The 16342-nt window shown below is 68.4% G+C and carries 28 protein-coding genes; 27 read left to right on the top strand and 1 reads right to left on the bottom strand.

Annotated features, from left to right (window positions below; translation table 11 throughout):
• Positions 1–27: 27 nt before the first annotated feature.
• The 26 genes from rplV to truA all read left to right on the top strand — a co-directional run bounded on the left by rplV (position 28) and on the right by truA (position 14686).
• Positions 28–396, top strand: coding sequence for a 50S ribosomal protein L22 (rplV, locus tag ADL05_RS08330; RefSeq protein ID WP_017598542.1), 369 nt, complete (start codon positions 28–30; stop codon positions 394–396).
• Positions 396–1199 (top strand): 30S ribosomal protein S3, encoded by an 804-nt coding sequence (rpsC, locus tag ADL05_RS08335; RefSeq protein ID WP_053616301.1) that lies wholly within the window; start codon positions 396–398, stop codon positions 1197–1199. Before rplV ends, rpsC begins: the two co-directional genes overlap by 1 nt.
• Before the next feature lie 3 nt (positions 1200–1202).
• Positions 1203–1616: a 50S ribosomal protein L16 gene (rplP, locus tag ADL05_RS08340; RefSeq protein WP_053616302.1), complete on the top strand. Its 414-nt coding sequence runs from the start codon at positions 1203–1205 to the stop codon at positions 1614–1616.
• Positions 1616–1870: a 50S ribosomal protein L29 gene (gene rpmC, locus ADL05_RS08345; protein WP_053616303.1), complete on the top strand. Its 255-nt coding sequence runs from the start codon at positions 1616–1618 to the stop codon at positions 1868–1870. Before rplP ends, rpmC begins: the two co-directional genes overlap by 1 nt.
• Positions 1867–2139, top strand: coding sequence for a 30S ribosomal protein S17 (gene rpsQ / locus ADL05_RS08350; protein WP_053616304.1), 273 nt, complete (start codon positions 1867–1869; stop codon positions 2137–2139). The genes rpmC and rpsQ overlap by 4 nt, the downstream gene beginning before the upstream one ends.
• Before the next feature lie 106 nt (positions 2140–2245).
• Complete coding sequence (gene rplN / locus ADL05_RS08355) at positions 2246–2614, top strand: 50S ribosomal protein L14 (protein WP_053616305.1); 369 nt, start codon at positions 2246–2248, stop codon at positions 2612–2614.
• A gap of 3 nt (positions 2615–2617) precedes the next feature.
• Positions 2618–2923: a 50S ribosomal protein L24 gene (gene rplX / locus ADL05_RS08360; protein ID WP_053616306.1), complete on the top strand. Its 306-nt coding sequence runs from the start codon at positions 2618–2620 to the stop codon at positions 2921–2923.
• On the top strand, positions 2923–3498 hold the full coding sequence (gene rplE, locus ADL05_RS08365) for a 50S ribosomal protein L5 (protein WP_053616307.1): 576 nt from the start codon (positions 2923–2925) through the stop codon (positions 3496–3498). The genes rplX and rplE overlap by 1 nt, the downstream gene beginning before the upstream one ends.
• A 13-nt stretch (positions 3499–3511) precedes the next feature.
• Positions 3512–3697: a type Z 30S ribosomal protein S14 gene (locus ADL05_RS08370; RefSeq protein ID WP_017573364.1), complete on the top strand. Its 186-nt coding sequence runs from the start codon at positions 3512–3514 to the stop codon at positions 3695–3697.
• Positions 3698–3980: 283 nt separating this feature from the next.
• Positions 3981–4379: a 30S ribosomal protein S8 gene (rpsH, locus tag ADL05_RS08375; RefSeq protein ID WP_053616308.1), complete on the top strand. Its 399-nt coding sequence runs from the start codon at positions 3981–3983 to the stop codon at positions 4377–4379.
• Positions 4380–4396: 17 nt separating this feature from the next.
• Positions 4397–4933 carry a 50S ribosomal protein L6 gene (rplF, locus tag ADL05_RS08380; RefSeq protein ID WP_053616309.1) on the top strand — a complete coding sequence of 179 codons (537 nt, stop codon included), beginning with the start codon at positions 4397–4399 and terminating at the stop codon, positions 4931–4933.
• A 2-nt stretch (positions 4934–4935) separates the two neighbouring features.
• Positions 4936–5316: a 50S ribosomal protein L18 gene (gene rplR, locus ADL05_RS08385; protein ID WP_053616310.1), complete on the top strand. Its 381-nt coding sequence runs from the start codon at positions 4936–4938 to the stop codon at positions 5314–5316.
• A 49-nt stretch (positions 5317–5365) separates the two neighbouring features.
• A complete protein-coding gene (gene rpsE, locus ADL05_RS08390; RefSeq protein ID WP_053616311.1) occupies positions 5366–5968 on the top strand; it encodes a 30S ribosomal protein S5 in 603 nt (200 codons plus the stop codon).
• A gap of 2 nt (positions 5969–5970) precedes the next feature.
• Positions 5971–6156 (top strand): 50S ribosomal protein L30, encoded by a 186-nt coding sequence (gene rpmD / locus ADL05_RS08395; RefSeq protein ID WP_053616312.1) that lies wholly within the window; start codon positions 5971–5973, stop codon positions 6154–6156.
• Entirely contained in the window at positions 6153–6617 is a 465-nt protein-coding gene (rplO, locus tag ADL05_RS08400) for a 50S ribosomal protein L15 (RefSeq protein WP_053616313.1), read from the top strand. The genes rpmD and rplO overlap by 4 nt, the downstream gene beginning before the upstream one ends.
• 278 nt (positions 6618–6895) lie before the next feature.
• A complete protein-coding gene (gene secY / locus ADL05_RS08405; protein ID WP_053616314.1) occupies positions 6896–8224 on the top strand; it encodes a preprotein translocase subunit SecY in 1329 nt (442 codons plus the stop codon).
• Entirely contained in the window at positions 8225–8890 is a 666-nt protein-coding gene (locus ADL05_RS08410) for an adenylate kinase (protein ID WP_197285728.1), read from the top strand. It begins immediately after the preceding gene.
• Entirely contained in the window at positions 8890–9714 is an 825-nt protein-coding gene (map, locus tag ADL05_RS08415) for a type I methionyl aminopeptidase (protein WP_053616316.1), read from the top strand. The genes ADL05_RS08410 and map overlap by 1 nt, the downstream gene beginning before the upstream one ends.
• 69 nt (positions 9715–9783) lie before the next feature.
• Complete coding sequence (locus ADL05_RS08420; RefSeq protein ID WP_053616317.1) at positions 9784–10239, top strand: DUF1707 domain-containing protein; 456 nt, start codon at positions 9784–9786, stop codon at positions 10237–10239.
• A gap of 280 nt (positions 10240–10519) precedes the next feature.
• Entirely contained in the window at positions 10520–10741 is a 222-nt protein-coding gene (gene infA, locus ADL05_RS08425; protein WP_013156135.1) for a translation initiation factor IF-1, read from the top strand.
• Between the two features lie 55 nt (positions 10742–10796).
• Entirely contained in the window at positions 10797–10910 is a 114-nt protein-coding gene (gene rpmJ, locus ADL05_RS08430; protein WP_013156136.1) for a 50S ribosomal protein L36, read from the top strand.
• A 210-nt stretch (positions 10911–11120) separates the two neighbouring features.
• Complete coding sequence (gene rpsM / locus ADL05_RS08435) at positions 11121–11501, top strand: 30S ribosomal protein S13 (protein ID WP_053616318.1); 381 nt, start codon at positions 11121–11123, stop codon at positions 11499–11501.
• 66 nt (positions 11502–11567) lie between these two features.
• On the top strand, positions 11568–11972 hold the full coding sequence (gene rpsK, locus ADL05_RS08440; RefSeq protein ID WP_053616319.1) for a 30S ribosomal protein S11: 405 nt from the start codon (positions 11568–11570) through the stop codon (positions 11970–11972).
• Positions 11973–12154: 182 nt separating this feature from the next.
• Entirely contained in the window at positions 12155–13177 is a 1023-nt protein-coding gene (locus tag ADL05_RS08445) for a DNA-directed RNA polymerase subunit alpha (RefSeq protein WP_053616320.1), read from the top strand.
• A gap of 67 nt (positions 13178–13244) precedes the next feature.
• On the top strand, positions 13245–13733 hold the full coding sequence (gene rplQ / locus ADL05_RS08450; RefSeq protein WP_053616321.1) for a 50S ribosomal protein L17: 489 nt from the start codon (positions 13245–13247) through the stop codon (positions 13731–13733).
• A gap of 107 nt (positions 13734–13840) precedes the next feature.
• Entirely contained in the window at positions 13841–14686 is an 846-nt protein-coding gene (gene truA, locus ADL05_RS08455) for a tRNA pseudouridine(38-40) synthase TruA (RefSeq protein ID WP_082376201.1), read from the top strand.
• Positions 14687–14727: 41 nt separating this feature from the next.
• On the opposite strand, the gene ADL05_RS08460 is transcribed toward truA, so the two are convergent.
• Positions 14728–15573, bottom strand: a complete 846-nt coding sequence (locus ADL05_RS08460) for a hypothetical protein (RefSeq protein WP_369800909.1) — start codon at positions 15571–15573, stop codon at positions 14728–14730.
• A 255-nt stretch (positions 15574–15828) separates the two neighbouring features.
• On the opposite strand from ADL05_RS08460, the gene ADL05_RS08465 reads away from it, so the two are divergent.
• Positions 15829–16342: hypothetical protein (locus ADL05_RS08465; RefSeq protein ID WP_197285729.1), on the top strand; the 514-nt coding region annotated here is incomplete at its 3' end.

The raw sequence follows: 16342 nt of genomic DNA on the forward strand, positions 1-16342 counted from the left end.
TGAATTTCCGTGAGCGAGGGAAAAGCGATGGGAACGAGGGCACAGGCACGGTTCGTCCGTGTTACGCCCCGGAAGGCCCGCCGGGTGGTGGACCTTATTCGCGGGTTGCCCGCTGACGAGGCACAGGCGGTGCTCCGGTTCGCGCCCCAGTCGGCGAGCGAGCCTGTTGGCAAGGTACTGGCTAGTGCTATCGCCAACGCTGAGCACAATGACAAGCTGGACCGCGAGACGCTGGTGGTCGAGCGCGCGTGGGTGGACGAAGGTCCGACCCTGAAGCGCATTCGTCCGCGAGGCTTCGGCCGCGCTTTCCGGGTGACCAAGCGCACCAGCCACATCACCGTGGTGGTCGCTGAGAACTCGGGCGCCTCGTCCAAGACGAAGGAAAGGACCCGATAGTGGGGCAGAAGGTAAACCCGCACGGGTTCCGCCTCGGCATCACCACCGACTTCAAGAGTCGGTGGTACGCGGACAAGTCCTACAAGGACTATGTCAAGGAAGACGTGGCGATCCGTCGGATGCTGACCCGTGGCATGGAGCGCGCGGGCATCTCCAAGGTCGAGATCGAGCGCACCCGTGACCGTGTTCGCGTGGACGTCTACACCGCCCGGCCGGGCATCGTCATCGGCCGCCGCGGCGTGGAGGCCGACCGCATCCGGACGGATCTCGAGAAGCTGACCGGCAAGCAGGTCCAGCTGAACGTCTTCGAGGTGAAGAACCCCGAGATCGACGCACAGCTCGTCGCCCAGGGCGTCGCCGAGCAGCTGAGCAGCCGCGTGGCGTTCCGCCGCGCGATGCGCAAGGCGATGCAGACCGCGATGAAGAGCGGTGCCAAGGGCATCCGCATCCAGTGCGGTGGACGCCTGGGCGGGGCTGAGATGTCCCGCTCGGAGTTCTACCGCGAGGGCCGGGTCCCGCTGCACACGCTGCGCGCCGACATCGACTACGGCTTCTTCGAGGCCCGTACGACGTTCGGCCGCATCGGCGTGAAGGTGTGGATCTACAAGGGTGACGCTCCCGCGACCCGCGCCGAGCGCGAGGCGGCCCAGGCCGCCCAGCGTTCCGCCGGCGGTGGCGGTGGCGGCGGCCAGCGTCGTGAGCGCCCGCAGCGGCGTCGTCGCGGTGCCGCTCCCGGTGGCGCCCAGCAGCAGGGAGCCGAGGCCAAGGCCCCGGCCGAGTCCGCGAAGACCGAGGGGAGCTGAGCCGTGCTTATTCCTCGTAAGGTCAAGTACCGCAAGCAGCACCACCCGGACCTGCGCGGCAAGGCCAAGGGCGGCACGTCGGTCAACTTCGGCGAGTTCGGCATCCAGGCTCTGGAGTCGGCCTACGTCACGAACCGGCAGATCGAGTCCGCTCGTATCGCCATGACCCGGCACATCAAGCGTGGCGGCAAGGTGTGGATCAACATCTTCCCGGACCGCCCGCTGACCAAGAAGCCGGCCGAGGTCCGCATGGGTTCCGGTAAGGGCTCGCCCGAGTGGTGGGTCGCCCCGGTCAAGCCCGGCCGTGTGATGTTCGAGCTGTCGGGCGTGCCCGAGGCCGTGGCGAAGGAAGCCATGCGCCGTGCGATGCACAAGCTCCCGATGAAGTGCAAGTTCGTTAAGCGGGAGGGGGAGTGATGGCGAAGTCCGTGACTGCCCAGGAGCTGCGTGACCAGTCCGTCGAGGACCTGGTCGCCAAGCTCAAGGAAGCGAAGACCGAGCTCTTCAACCTCCGCTTCCAGGCCGCCACAGGCCAGCTCGACAACCACAGCCGGCTGCGTACCGTCAAGCGAGAGATCGCGCGGATCTACACGATCCTCCGGGAGCACGAGCTGGGCATCGTCCCGCTGTCTGGTGAGTCGGCTGAGGAGACGAAGGAAGCAGCCGAATGAGTGAGAACCAGACCGCGACCCGCAACTACCGCAAGGTGCGCGAGGGCTACGTCGTCAGCGACAAGATGGACAAGACCGTCGTCGTCGAGGTCGAAGACCGCATCAAGCACGCCATGTACGGCAAGGTCATCCGTCGGACGACCAAGTACAAGGCGCACGACGAGGCGAACTCCTGTGGCGTCGGTGACCGGGTCCGTTTGATGGAGACCCGGCCGCTTTCCGCGACGAAGCGTTGGCGCGTCGTGGAGATCCTGGAGAAGGCTAAGTAACCCCAGCCTGTGGTGGCGGCCGGCACACGTTGTCGGCCGCCGCCGCGAGGGGTGAGACCACCTAGCCGTGCGGCAGTGGACCGCACGCATCACATCAGGAGCAGACGTGATTCAGCAGGAGTCGCGACTCAAGGTCGCCGACAACACGGGTGCCAGGGAGATCCTGACCATCCGTGTACTCGGTGGCTCGGGTCGGCGCTACGCCGGGATCGGCGACACGATCGTCGCCACGGTGAAGGACGCCCAGCCTGGCGCTGCAGTCAAGAAGGGCGACGTCGTCAAGGCCGTTGTCGTGCGCACCGTCAAGGAGCGCCGCCGGCCCGACGGCTCCTACATCCGCTTCGATGAGAACGCTGCCGTGCTCATCAAGGACGGTGGGGACCCGCGAGGCACCCGCATCTTCGGCCCGGTGGGCCGTGAGCTGCGTGACAAGAAGTACATGCGCATTATTTCGCTGGCGCCGGAGGTGCTGTAGGCGATGAAGATCAAATCTGGCGACGAGGTCATCGTCATCGCCGGCAAGGACAAGGGTGCCACCGGCAAGGTCGTCAAGGCCCTGCCGAAGGAAGACCGTGTCGTCGTCGAGGGCGTCAACCTGGTCAAGAAGCACAGGAAGGCCAACCCGGCGGGCGGCCAGCAGGGCGAGGTCGTCACCAAGGAGGCCCCCATCCACGTGAGCAACGTTGCGCTCGCGGAGGACGGCAAGGCGTCCCGGGTGGGCTACCGCTTCGAGGAAGACGGAACCAAGGTTCGGGTCTCCCGCCGCACCGGTAAGGACATCTGATGACGGTTACCAACGACATCACGGCCCCTCCGATGCCGAGGCTGAAGGAGAAGTACCGTAACGAGATCGTCGCTGCTCTCAAGGAAGAGCACGACATCGCCAACATCATGCAGGTCCCCGGTCTCACGAAGATCGTGGTCAACATGGGTGTCGGCGAGGCCGCTCGTGACGCGAAGCTGATCCAGGGCGCGATCGCCGACCTGTCGGCGATCACCGGGCAGAAGCCGAAGATCAACCGTGCCAAGAACTCGATCGCGCAGTTCAAGCTGCGCGAGGGCCAGCCGATCGGCGCCAGCGTCACGCTGCGCGGCGACCGGATGTGGGAGTTCCTGGACCGGCTGCTCTCGCTCGCCCTGCCCCGGATCCGGGACTTCCGTGGACTCTCCCCGAAGCAGTTCGACGGGAACGGGAACTACACCTTCGGTCTGACCGAGCAGGTCATGTTCCATGAGGTGGACCCGGACAAGGTCGACCGGCAGCGTGGGATGGACATCACGGTTGTCACCACGGCCACGACCGACGACCAGGGCCGCAGCCTGCTCAAGCGGCTCGGTTTCCCGTTCAAGGAAGCCTGAGGGGTAAGCACACATGGCGAAGAAGTCCCTGATCGCGAAGGCGCAGCGGAAGCCGAAGTTCGGCGTTCGCGCGTATACTCGATGCTCTCGGTGCGGCCGTCCGCGCGCCGTCTTCCGGAAGTTCGGCCTGTGCCGTATCTGCTTCCGCGAGATGGCGCACCGCGGCGAGCTGCCCGGTATCACCAAGTCGAGCTGGTAGTTTCCGGCGGGGCCGACCGTGTGCTCCTCCCCCTGGGAGGTCTCCACGAGGTCGGCCCCCCGAAGCGCCTCTGCTTGGTCGCTTCAATGCAGTGACGGTGACCGCACCAGGCGGTCACGGTCCGGCAACATCCAACCATCAGGGCACGGTAGTCCCGCGAGGGACCGCGGTGCCCACGACCGCGCCGTAGGTCCGTTTGTGCACCTCCAGGGGAGACCCGCAGGAGGGCAGGCTCTGGGAAAGCCCGCACTCGGAAACCGCGGTGAGGAAGGGCCAATCGGCCATGACGATGACCGACCCGATCGCAGACATGCTGACTCGTCTGCGCAACGCGAACTCGGCTTACCACGACACCGTGACGATGCCGTTTTCCAAGATCAAGGCGCACATCGCCGAGATCCTCCAGCAGGAGGGCTTCATTCAGGGCTGGCGGACCGAGGAGGCCCCCGTGGGCAAGAGCCTCGTCCTCGAACTGAAGTACGGCCCCACCCGTGAGCGTTCGATCGCGGGCATCCGCCGGGTCTCCAAGCCCGGTCTGCGGGTGTACGCCAAGAAGGAGAACCTGCCGCGGGTGCTGGGTGGCCTCGGTGTGGCGATCATTTCGACGTCCGGTGGCCTGATGACGAACAAGCAGGCCAAGAAGCGTGGCGTTGGCGGCGAAGTTCTCGCCTACGTCTGGTAACAGGGAGAGATTGAAGCATGTCGCGAATCGGTCGACTGCCGATCTCGGCCCCCAAGGGCGTCGAAGTCACGATTAACGGGCAAGACGTCACTGTCAAGGGGCCGAAAGGCGAACTGAAGCACACCGTCGCCGAGCCGATCACCGTCTCCAAGGACGGAGAGATCATCTCGGTGGCGCGTCCCGACGACAAGCCGGAGAACCGCTCGCTGCACGGTCTGACCCGTGCGCTGCTCGCGAACCTCATCGAGGGCGTCTCCAAGGGCTACGCCAAGACGCTGGAGATCCACGGTGTGGGTTACCGCGTCCAGGCCCGCGGCGCCAACCTGGAGTTCTCGCTGGGCTACAGCCACCCCGTGGTGATCGAGCCTCCGCAGGGCATCAGCTTCCGCGTTGAGAAGCCGACGCTCCTCCACGTCGAGGGCATCGACAAGCAGCTGGTGGGCCAGGTGGCCGCGAACATCCGCGGGCTGCGCAAGCCTGACCCGTACAAGGCCAAGGGCGTGCGGTACAAGGGTGAGCACATCCGCCGCAAGGCCGGAAAGGCTGGTAAGTAGGCATGGGTATCACCGTGAGCCGCAAGCGGACCGCCAAGCGCGCCACTTCCCGTGCGCGTCGCCAGTTCCGCGTCCGCAAGCGGATCCAGGGCACCGCCGAGCGTCCCCGCCTGGCCGTGTTCCGCTCCTCCAAGCACATCGTCGTCCAGGTCATCGACGACTCCCGGGGCCACACGCTGGCCGCGGCCTCCACCGTTGAGGCCGACGTGCGCGGCGTGGACGGCACCAAGTCGGACAAGTCCGTCAAGGTCGGCCAGCTCATCGCCCAGCGTGCCAAGGACGCCGGCGTCTCCGCGGTCGTGTTCGACCGCGGCGGCTTCCAGTACTCCGGCCGTATTGCCAAGCTCGCCGACGCGGCGCGCGAGGGCGGACTGGAGTTCTAGGGATGACCTTCGTACTGGACAAGATCAACCACGAGAAGAGGAACCACTGATGGCTGCAGCACCGCGGCGCGGCGCCGGTGGCGAGCGGCGTGATCGCCGTGACGATCGCCGCGGCGGCGCCGCAGACAAGGGTGTCTCCTACATCGAGAAGGTCGTGACCATCAACCGGGTCGCGAAGGTCGTCAAGGGCGGCCGTCGCTTCTCCTTCACCGCTCTGGTCGTCGTCGGTGACGGCAACGGCATGGTCGGTGTCGGTTACGGCAAGGCCAAGGAGGTCCCGGCCGCGATCGCCAAGGGTGTCGAGGAGGCGAAGAAGAACTTCTTCCGCGTCCCCCGCATCCAGGGCACGATCGTGCACCAGGTCCAGGGCGAGGACGCCGCCGGCGTCGTCATGCTCCGTCCGGCCGCTCCGGGTACCGGTGTGATCGCCGGCGGCCCCGTGCGCGCCGTCCTTGAGTGCGCCGGCATCCACGACGTGCTGAGCAAGTCGCTCGGCTCGTCCAACCCGCTGAACATCGTGCACGCCACGGTCGCGGCTCTCAAGGGCATCAACCAGCCCGAGGAGATCGCCGCCCGTCGTGGCCTGCCGATCGAGGACGTCGCCCCGGCCGCCATGCTCCGTGCTCGCGCTGAGGCGAAGGCAGGAGCCTGACCATGGCCAAGCTCAAGATCACGCAGACCCGCTCCAAGATCGGCGGCAAGGAGAAGCAGCACGCTGCCCTCCAGTCCCTCTGTCTGGGCCGGATCGGCAAGTCCACCGTCCGTGAGGACCGCCCCGAGGTTCGTGGACAGATCACGATCGTCTCGCACCTCGTGTCCGTCGAGGAGGTTGCCGAATGAGCGACTACAACCCCGACGAGCTGCTCAAGCTGCACCACCTGCGGCCCGCTCCGGGCGCCAACAAGTCCAAGGTCCGCAAGGGCCGCGGCGAGGCGTCCAAGGGCAAGACCGCCGGTCGCGGCACCAAGGGCACGAAGGCTCGTAACACCGTGCGTCCCGGTTTCGAGGGCGGGCAGATGCCCCTCATCCGCCGGGTGCCGAAGCTCAAGGGCTTCAGCAACGCGCGCTTCAAGAAGAACTACCAGGTCGTCAACCTGGACCGGCTCAGCGAGCTGTACCCCGAGGGTGGCGAGGTCACCGTCGAGGGCCTGGTCGCCAAGGGCGCCGTTCGCAAGAACGAGCTCGTCAAGGTGCTGGGCACCGGTGAGATCACCGTCGCCGTGCAGGTGAGCGCGAACGCGTTCTCCGAAACGGCGAAGGAGAAGATCGCTGCCGCCGGTGGCTCCGTCACCGAGCTGTAGGGAATCATCCACGCGATGAGCAATGGGGGGCGTCCGCCCGGTGGGTCCGAGAACGACCAGCCGGCGGGCGCCCTCGCGCGTTGTGAGCAATGATCGTTATCGCTCACATACGCACGACCGGCGTGATGGCTGTTACAGTGCCATCTGTTTGGGCTCCCCGCTTGACGTAATGTGAAAACTTCCGAGCACTGGGCAATGGGCCCCGTGCTGACCGACGATTCAGGATCGGCCGCGATGTCTGGAACCCGTTCCGCCGCCGAAGCCGCGCAGGAGGAGACGTGCTAGGTGCGTTCGTTCGTGCATTCCGCACGCCCGACCTGCGCAACAAGCTGCTGTTCACACTGTTCATCCTGACGCTGTTCCGTCTGGGGGCGGTGATCCCCGCGCCGGGGATCGACTCCGCGGCCATCCGGGACCAGATGGAGGCCATCACCGCGGCGGACGAGTCCGGGGTGTATGCGCTGGTGAACCTCTTCAGCGGCGGCGCGCTACTCCAACTGGCGGTGTTCGCGCTCGGGGTCATGCCCTACATCACCGCGAGCATCATCATCAACCTCCTCACTGTGGTGATCCCGCGGCTGGAGGCCCTCAAGAAGGAGGGCCAGTCCGGCCAGACCAAGATCACCCAGTACACCCGCTACCTGACGCTGATGCTCGCGGTCCTGCAGTCGACCAGCATCGTCGCCATGGCCAGGACGGGCGCGCTGTTCCAGGGCGCCATCCCGGTCAGCACCTACATGCCCAACCAGGACATCCTCACCCTGGTCACGATCGTGGTCGTCATGACCGGCGGCACCGCCGTCATCATGTGGTTCGGTGAGCTGATCACCGAGCGCGGAGTGGGCAACGGCATGTCGCTGCTCATCTTCACCACGGTCATCGCGAGCTTCCCGGCCATGATCATGGGCCTCTACCAGGAGCGCTCGATCTGGGTCTTCACCATCATCTGCATCGCCGCCCTGGTGCTCATCACCGCGGTGGTCTTCATGGAGCAGGCGCAGCGCCGCATCCCGGTGCAGTACGCCAAGCGCATGGTGGGCCGCCGGATGTACGGGGGCAGCTCCACCTACATCCCGCTGAAGGTCAACCAGGCGGGCATCATCCCCGTGATCTTCGCCTCCTCGCTGCTGTACCTCCCGCAGCTGGTCGTGGGTCTGATGGGGCAGGACTCCACCAACCCGGTCGTGACCTTCATCCAGACCTACTTCAGCACCGGCACCGGCATCCACCCGGTGTACATGGTCACCTTCTTCGCCATGATCGTCGGGTTCGCGTTCTTCTACGTGTCGATTACCTTCAACCCCGATGAGGTCTCCGACAACATGAAGAAGTACGGTGGGTTCATCCCGGGTATCCGGCCCGGGCGTCCGACCGCCGAGTACCTCGACTACGTGTTGAAGCGGCTGACGACGCCCGGTTCCCTCTACCTGGGTGTGATCGCGCTCCTTCCGATGGTCGCTCTCGGTGCCAGCGGCGCCGGCGGCGCCGGCATGGGCATCGCGATGCAAGGAACGAGCCTCCTGATCATGGTCGGTGTCGGGCTGGACACGGTGAAGCAGATCGAGAGTCACCTCCAGCAGAGGAACTACGAAGGTTTTCTGCGATAAATGCGTGCAGTATTGGTGGGGCCGCCTGGGGCCGGAAAAGGCACCCAGGCCCAGATCCTCGCGTCGGAGCTGTCGATCCCGAAGGTGTCCACCGGTGACATCTTCCGGGCCAACGTCAGCGGTGGTACGGAGCTCGGCAAGAAGGCCAAGGAGTTCATGGACCGTGGCGACCTCGTTCCCGACGAGGTCACGAACGCCATGGTCAAGGACCGTCTGGCCCAGGACGACGCGGCCGACGGGTTCCTGCTCGACGGGTTCCCGCGCAACGTCGCCCAGGCCGAGACCCTCAACGGGATGCTCGCCGACCTCAGGGGGCGCCTGGACGTCGTCCTGGAACTGAGGGTCGACGAGGACGAGGTCGTCAAGCGCCTGTCCGGGCGCCGCTCCTGCCCGGAGTGCGGCCGCGTCTACCACGTCGAGTACGACGCCCCCCGGACGGCGGGCGTGTGCGACGACGACGGTGCACGGCTGTACCAGCGGGAGGACGACCGCGAGGAGACCATCAGGCACCGCCTGAAGGTCTACCGCGAGCAGACCGCCCCGCTGGTGGAGTTCTACGAGCGCGAGGGGCTTCTGGCAACCATCGCGGCCACCGGTCCCGTGGAGCAGGTCACGGCCCGGGCCAAGGCCGCGATCGCGGAGAAGGCCGACGGGGCCGGCGCCTGATGTTTGGGAAGGCGGACCCGGACGTGCAGATCAAGACGCCGGAACAGATCGCCAAGATGAGGGCGGCGGGCCAGGTCGTGGCCCGCGCCCTGGACACCCTCCGGGCCGCGGTGCGGCCCGGGGTGTCCACCCTGGAACTCGACTCGGTCGCGGAGAAGGTCATCCGCGACGCGGGGGCGGTGCCGTCCTTCAAGGGCTACCACGGCTTCCCCGGGTCCATCTGCGCGTCGGTCAACGAGGAGGTCGTCCACGGCATCCCCAGCGCCGAGCGCGTGCTGGCCGAGGGCGACATCATCTCCATCGACTGCGGGGCCGTCCTGGACGGCTGGCACGGCGACTCGGCGATCACCGTCGCGGTCGGCGAGGGCCGTCCCGAGGACCTGGCGATGATGGAGACCTGCGAGGAGTCCATGTGGCAGGGGATCGCGCGGATGCTGCCGGGCGGACGCCTCGGCGACATCGGCCACGCGATCGGCGGCCACATCACCGAGCACGGCGGCTACGGCAACGTGCGCGAGTACGGGGGCCACGGCATCGGCACCGAGATGCACATGGACCCGCACGTGCTCAACTACGGCAAGCGCGGCAAGGGGATCCGGCTGGTCGAGGGCATGTGCCTGGCGATCGAGCCGATGACCACCCTGGGCAAGCGGGACGTCGTCGAACTGGACGACGGTTGGACCGTGGTGACGCGGGACGGCGGGCGGGCCGCTCACTTCGAGCACTCCGTGGCCATCACCGCGCAGGGCCCGCTCGTGCTGACCGCGCGCGAGTCCGACCGCGATAAAATCACACAGATGGGTTTCGTCCAGCCGACCTGGTAGCGGACCCTGTTCTACGCGCCGAGCGCGCAGGACGCCACCACCAACGGTCGAAGATGCGAGGTGCGCGCAGTGTCCGACCCGGTGCCGTCGATACGAACGTCCGACTCAGAGCGCGACCGTGTCGCGCAACTCCTCCAGGAGCACTTCGCCCAGGGGCGGCTCGACCACGAGGAGTTCACCGACCGGTTGAGCCGCACCTACAAGTCCCGCACGGTGGGCGAGCTCGAACTCGTCACCCGGGACCTGCCCGAGCGCGACCTGGCCGACATCCAGGGCGCCGGCGTCCAGTCCGCCCCGGGCGAGGACGGGCCTCCCGGACCCCAGCTGACCATGCGCGACCCGGCGCTGATGGTGCCGTGGGCGCTGTACGGCGGGGTCAACATCCTGTGCTTCGTGATCTGGCTGATCCTGTTCCTCACGGGCGGACCCGGCTATCCGTGGTTCCTGTGGGTACTGGGGCCGTGGGGCATCCTCATGGGCCTGGTGACCCTGGGGGTGCTCGCCGCGCCCCGGATCCTGCGCTGAGCGCGGTCACCGCCCGCCCCCTCCGGCGTGGTAATGAGTACTTGCCCGGAGGGGATAGACTGGCCCTGCCCATACGCGGGCTGTTGGGTCAGCATGCCTTCTCTGTGCCACGTCCACCAAGTGACGTACGCTCTTGCAGTTGACCTGATCTTCCAGTGTGTCCTGGCTTCGACGACGTCCGGTTCGTTCCGCCGTCGTCGGGGCCGTCGCGTCGTGCGAGACCACTGGAGTCGCGTCGGGTTGTCCTGATCAACCAATCGATGAGCGAGGCGTGGAGGACATGGCGAAGAAAGACGGCGCCATCGAGATCGAGGGTTCCGTTGTCGAGTCCCTACCCAACGCTATGTTCAAGGTAGAGCTCGACAACGGGCACCAGGTCCTTGCCCACATCAGTGGCAAGATGCGGATGAACTACATCCGCATTCTTCCCGACGACCGTGTCGTCGTGGAGCTGAGCCCGTACGACCTCACGCGCGGGCGCATCGTTTACCGCTACAAGTAGCCGGCACGGGCCGTCCGGTCCCGTGACGAGTGATGTGATGAGTTCGGAGTCACCGATGAAGGTCAAGCCGAGCGTGAAGAAGATCTGCGCGAAGTGCCGCGTGATCCGCCGCAACGGCCGGATCATGGTCATTTGCTCGGACCCGCGCCACAAGCAGCGCCAGGGCTAGTTCCCCGGTTCGCTGTCCGCGGCTTCCGCCCAGCGAGTTACCCGGAGGGGTCCCATCCCCGACGGGCTGAAAGAACGAATACCTGTTCCGATTCCGGGGCCGCGGAGGCCCGGGAACAACCCCCGGTCGGAGGCCGGGGCCTCGTCGATTGGGCGACGGGAGGGTGGAACGGGTCAGACCTCCGCACAGCATGGATGGAGTCTCGCCCACATGGCACGTATTGCCGGCGTTGACCTTCCCCGCGACAAGCGGGTGGAGATCGCTCTCACGTACGTTTTCGGGGTCGGGCGCACGCGCGCGCTCGAGACCCTGGCGAACACCGGTGTCGACGGGAACACCCGCGTCTACCAGCTGGCCGAAGAGGACCTGGTCAAGCTCCGCGAGTGGATCGAGGCGAACTACCAGGTCGAGGGTGACCTGCGCCGTGAGGTCCAGGCCGACATCCGTCGCAAGATGGAGATCGGCAGCTACCAGGGCATCCGCCACCGCCGCGGCCTTCCGGTCCGCGGTCAGCGCACGCAGACCAACGCGCGTACCCGCAAGGGCAAGAAGAAGACCGTGGCCGGTAAGAAGAAGGCCGGTAAGAAGTAGTCCGCTCGGACTGTCCACCGCGTCCGAGAACCGTCAACGGACCGATGATCTCTGGGAGTTTCGCTAATGCCGCCTAAGGGCCGTCAGGGTGCCGCGCGCAAGGTGCGTCGCAAGGAAAAGAAGAACATTGTCCACGGACACGCTCACATCAAGAGCACGTTCAACAACACGATCGTGAGCATCACGGACCCCACGGGTGCCGTGATCGCGTGGGCCAGCTCCGGACAGGTCGGCTTCAAGGGTTCGCGCAAGTCGACCCCCTACGCCGCGCAGATGGCCGCCGAGGCCGCCGCCCGCCGCGCGCAGGAGCACGGCGTCCGCAAGGTGGACGTCTTCGTCAAGGGCCCGGGTTCCGGCCGGGAGACCGCCATCCGTTCGCTGCAGGCGACCGGGCTCGAGGTGGGCTCCATCCAGGACGTCACCCCGGTGCCGCACAACGGCTGCCGTCCGCCGAAGCGCCGCCGCGTCTGATCCGGCAGCGGGTGCCCGCGTCTCCTACCACGCGGGTGCCACGTCGCGCTCGCCCCGCGCGGTCCCGGCTGGGACCCGCGCGGGCGGGGTAGGAATCCGAGTAGAGGGCACCGCCGATCCGGCGGTGTCCATCCGGTGGCCGTCAAATAGCGGGCGGCCATGTGGAAGGGAAGTCACGGACCATGTTGATCGCACAGCGTCCCACGCTCGCCGAGGAAGCTGTCTCGGACCTGCGCTCGAAGTTCGTCATCGAGCCGCTGGAGCCGGGTTTCGGCTACACGATCGGTAACTCGCTTCGGCGTACCCTGCTGTCCTCCATCCCCGGTGCGGCTGTCACCAGCATCCGCATCGAGGGCGTCGAGCACGAGTTCACCACCGTGCCCGGGGTCAAGGAGGACGTCACCGAGATGATCCTCAACCTCAAGGGCCTGGTCGTCAGCTCCGAGCACGACGAGCCGGTGCTGATGTACCTGCGCAAGCAGGGCCCCGGTGTGGTGACCGCGGCGGACATCGCTCCGCCCGCGGGTGTCGAGGTGCACAACCCCGACCTGCACATCGCCACGCTGAACGGCAAGGGCAAGCTGGAGATGGAGCTGACGGTCGAGCGCGGCCGCGGTTACGTCTCGGCGACGCAGAACAAGCAGCAGGGCCAGGAGATCGGTCGGATCCCGATCGACTCCATCTACTCGCCGGTGCTTCGTGTGACCTACAAGGTCGAGGCCACCCGTGTCGAGCAGCGCACCGACTTCGACCGCCTGATCGTCGACATCGAGACCAAGCCGGCCATCCGTCCCCGTGACGCCGTGGCCAGCGCGGGCAAGACCCTGGTCGAGCTGTTCGGTCTGGCGCGAGAGCTCAACGTCGACGCCGAGGGCATCGACATGGGCCCGTCGCCGACGGACGCCGCGCTCGCGGCGGACCTGGCGCTGCCGATCGAGGACCTCAACCTGACGGTCCGGTCCTACAACTGCCTCAAGCGTGAGGGCATCCACAGCGTTGGTGAGCTGGTGGCCCGCTCCGAGCAGGACCTGTTGGACATCCGCAACTTCGGTGCCAAGTCCATCGATGAGGTCAAGCAGAAGCTCATCGACATGGGCCTGTCCCTGAAGGACTCCCCGCCCGGATTCGACCCCAGCACGGCGGCCGACAACTACGGCTCCGAGGATGACGAGGGTGAGTCCTTCGTCGAGACGGAGCAGTACTAACCGACCTCGTCGCCCATGGTCCACGGCCGAGTGCGGCCGCGGATCGCATCACTAGGAGAACGACACCATGCCCACGCCTACCAAGGGCGCCCGTCTGGGTTCCGGGCCCGCTCACGAGCGGCACATCCTGGCGAACCTCGCGACCTCGCTGTTCCAGCACGGCCGCATTCGCACCACCGAGGCCAAGGCCAAGCGCCTGCGCCCCTACGCCGAGAAGCTCATCACCCTCGGCAAGCGCGGTGACCTGCACGCCCGTCGTCAGGTCCTGACCAAGATCACGGACAAGTCCGTGGTGCACGAGCTGTTCACCGAGATCGGTCCTCGCTACGAGAACCGCCCCGGTGGTTACACCCGTATCACCAAGATCGGTCCGCGCAAGGGCGACAACGCCCCGATGGCCGTCATCGAGCTGGTGGAGGCGCTGAGCGCGCCCGCCGCCGCTCCGGCCGCGGCCCCCGCCGAGGAGGCCGTCGAGGCCCCCGAGGCGCCCGAGGCCGCCGCCGAGGAGACCACGGAGGCCCCCGCGGCCGCCGAGGAGAGCTCCGAGAGCAAGTAGGGCGGACCTGACGTGTCCGGGCGCCGGCCCGGACACCGACCGCTCGCCGAGTGCCCGATCCCTCGTGGGGTCGGGCACTCGTCATTTCCGGGACGCGATGGGGTGCGATGGACGACAACGAGACGACGGTCCGGATCTGGCTGGACATCGCCTACGACGGCACGGACTTCTCCGGATGGGCGCGGCAGCCGACGCGCCGCACGGTCCAGGGGGAGCTGGAGTCGGGCCTGGCGAAGGTGCTGCGGCTGCCGGAGGTGGCGCTGACGTGCTCGGGGCGCACGGACGCGGGCGTGCACGCCCGGGGGCAGGCGGCGCACGCGGACGTCCCGCGGGGGACATGGGAGCGCGAGGGCGAGGCCCTGCTGCGCCGGCTGGCGGGGGTACTGCCCAAGGACGTGCGGGTGACCGGCGCGCGGGTGGCGCCGCCGGGGTTCGACGCGCGCTTCTCGCCGCTGTACCGGCGCTACCTGTACCGGGTGAGCGACGCCCCGTACGGGGTGGACCCGCTGCTGCGGCGGGACGTGCTGTGGCACCGCCACCCGGTGGACGTGGACCGGATGAACGAGGCGGCGGCGCGCCTGGTGGGTGAGCACGACTTCGCGGCCTTCTGCAAGAAGCGGGAGGGCGCCACGACCATCCGGGAGCTGTTGCGCCTGGAGTGGGAGCGGGTGGACACCCACCTCGTGCACGGGACCATCCAGGCGGACGCGTTCTGCCACAACATGGTCCGCGCGCTCGTGGGAGCGCTGCTGGCGGTCGGGGACGGCCGACGCGGGCCGGAGTGGCCCGGACGGGTCCTGGGCGCCGCTGTGCGCGACTCGTCGGTCCACGTGGTGGGTCCCCAGGGGCTGAGCCTGGAGGAGGTGCGCTTCCCGCCCGCCGGGGAGATGGCCGAGCGGGCGCGGGCCACGCGCCGGGTCCGGGAGCTGCCGTGCCCGGGGCACGCGGGCTGACCCGCGGCGGCGGGGGCGGGAGGACGACGGGCGGGGTCCGGTCAGGCGCGGTCCTCGGTGAGCCGGGCGAAGGCCTCGTCGAGGAAGCCCTCGCCGATGTCGCGCAGGAGCGCGGCGTCCTCGCTCCCGCCCTCGGCCTCCTCCTCCGTGCCGTCGCTGTTCGCGGCCAGGGAGAACAGGACGTAGCGGCCCCACTGGCCGCTGCTGCCGTGGCCGCCGGAGTAGCCAAGGCGCTCGGTGGGCGTGCCCTCCTCGCCGGGCAGGCCGGCGAACCACTCGGCGGCGACCAGGTCCTGTGCGTCCATGGCGGCCGCGGCCTCGGTCTCGGTGGGCAGGGCGGCGACGCCGACCGTGACGGCGTGGTTCTCGTCCTCGCTGACGTAGGAGGCGCGGACGAGCTGGCGGCAGTCGTTGCCGGTCAGGGCCTCGCCGTAGGTGCCGTGGGTTCCCGCGGCGCAGTCCTCGGTGTCCTCGTCGACGACCCGGGTGAAGGTGCCCTGCCCCTCGATCTCGACGGTCTCCGGGAAGAGGGCGTCGGTGGTGAGGGCGCCGGGGTCGTCGGCCTCGTCGGCGACGGACGCGGCGTCGGCGGAGCCGCTGTCGCCGCCGGTGCCGCTGGCGAGGAGGAACGCGCCGCTGCCCGCGATCACCAGCAGGACCACGAAGCCCGCGATGACCAGGATCCGCGTGCGGTTGCCGCCGCCCCGGGGCGGGGCGCCGTCGTCATAGCCCGCGTAGTCGTCGTAGGGGTCGTCGTCCACGGCGGCGACGTCGAACTGGGCGGTGTCCGCGCCGGAGTCGGCGGGCATCTCGTCCCGGTACAGCGGCCGGTCGTCCCCCCGGCCGGGGGCCCGCGGGACGGCCTGGATGCTCTCGGTGGCGCCCATGGCGTCCGCGGGGAACACCGGCTCGGGCTCCGGGGGCCGCCCCATGCCGGGCTGTCCGCCCGTGGGGTAGGGGGAGGCGATCGGCACGGGGCCGTTCGGCGGGATCCCCGGCGCGGGCGGCTGGTGCCCCACGGCGGCCTGGCCGCCGGTGGCCGACGCCCCGGGGAACGGTCCCGGAGCCGCGGGCGGCTGCTGGGGGCCGTGGTGTCCGGGGAGCCCGTAGGGCGGTTGCCCGGGGGCGCCCTGTGGGTGTCCGTGCTGTCCCGGAGCCGCGTGGGGCTGCTGGGACCCGGAGGCCTGGCCGGGCTGGGGCCCCTGTGGACCGTGGGGCGGGAACGCCTGTGGGGTTCCTGGGGGGACGGCGGGTTGGCCGCCGGTGGGCGCCGCGCCGGGGAACTGGTGTCCCGGGCCCGCGGGCCGCTGCGGCCCGGAGGGCTGACCCGGCTGGCCGTGGTCTCCGGGAGGTCCGAAAGGCTGCCCCGGTGCGCCGGTCTGCGGTCCAGGGGGTCCCTGTTGTCCGTGGGACGAGTAGGGCTGCTGCGTGCCCAGCGGTGCCTGGTGGCCGGGCTGTCCCGGGGCCGTGGGCGGCTGCTGTGGTCCGGAGGGGACGGCGGGCTGGCCGCCGGTCGGGACCGCGCCGGGGAACTGCTGTCCCGGTGCACCGTGGGGCTGCTGTGGTCCGGAGGGGACGGCGGGCTGGCCGCCGGTCGGGGCCGCGCCGGGGAACTGCTGTCCGGGTGTGCCCGTCTGGGGTCCGTGCGGGCCCTGC

It is taken from the genome of Nocardiopsis sp. NRRL B-16309, from assembly GCF_001279585.1.
Classification (GTDB): Bacteria; Actinomycetota; Actinomycetes; order Streptosporangiales; family Streptosporangiaceae; genus Nocardiopsis.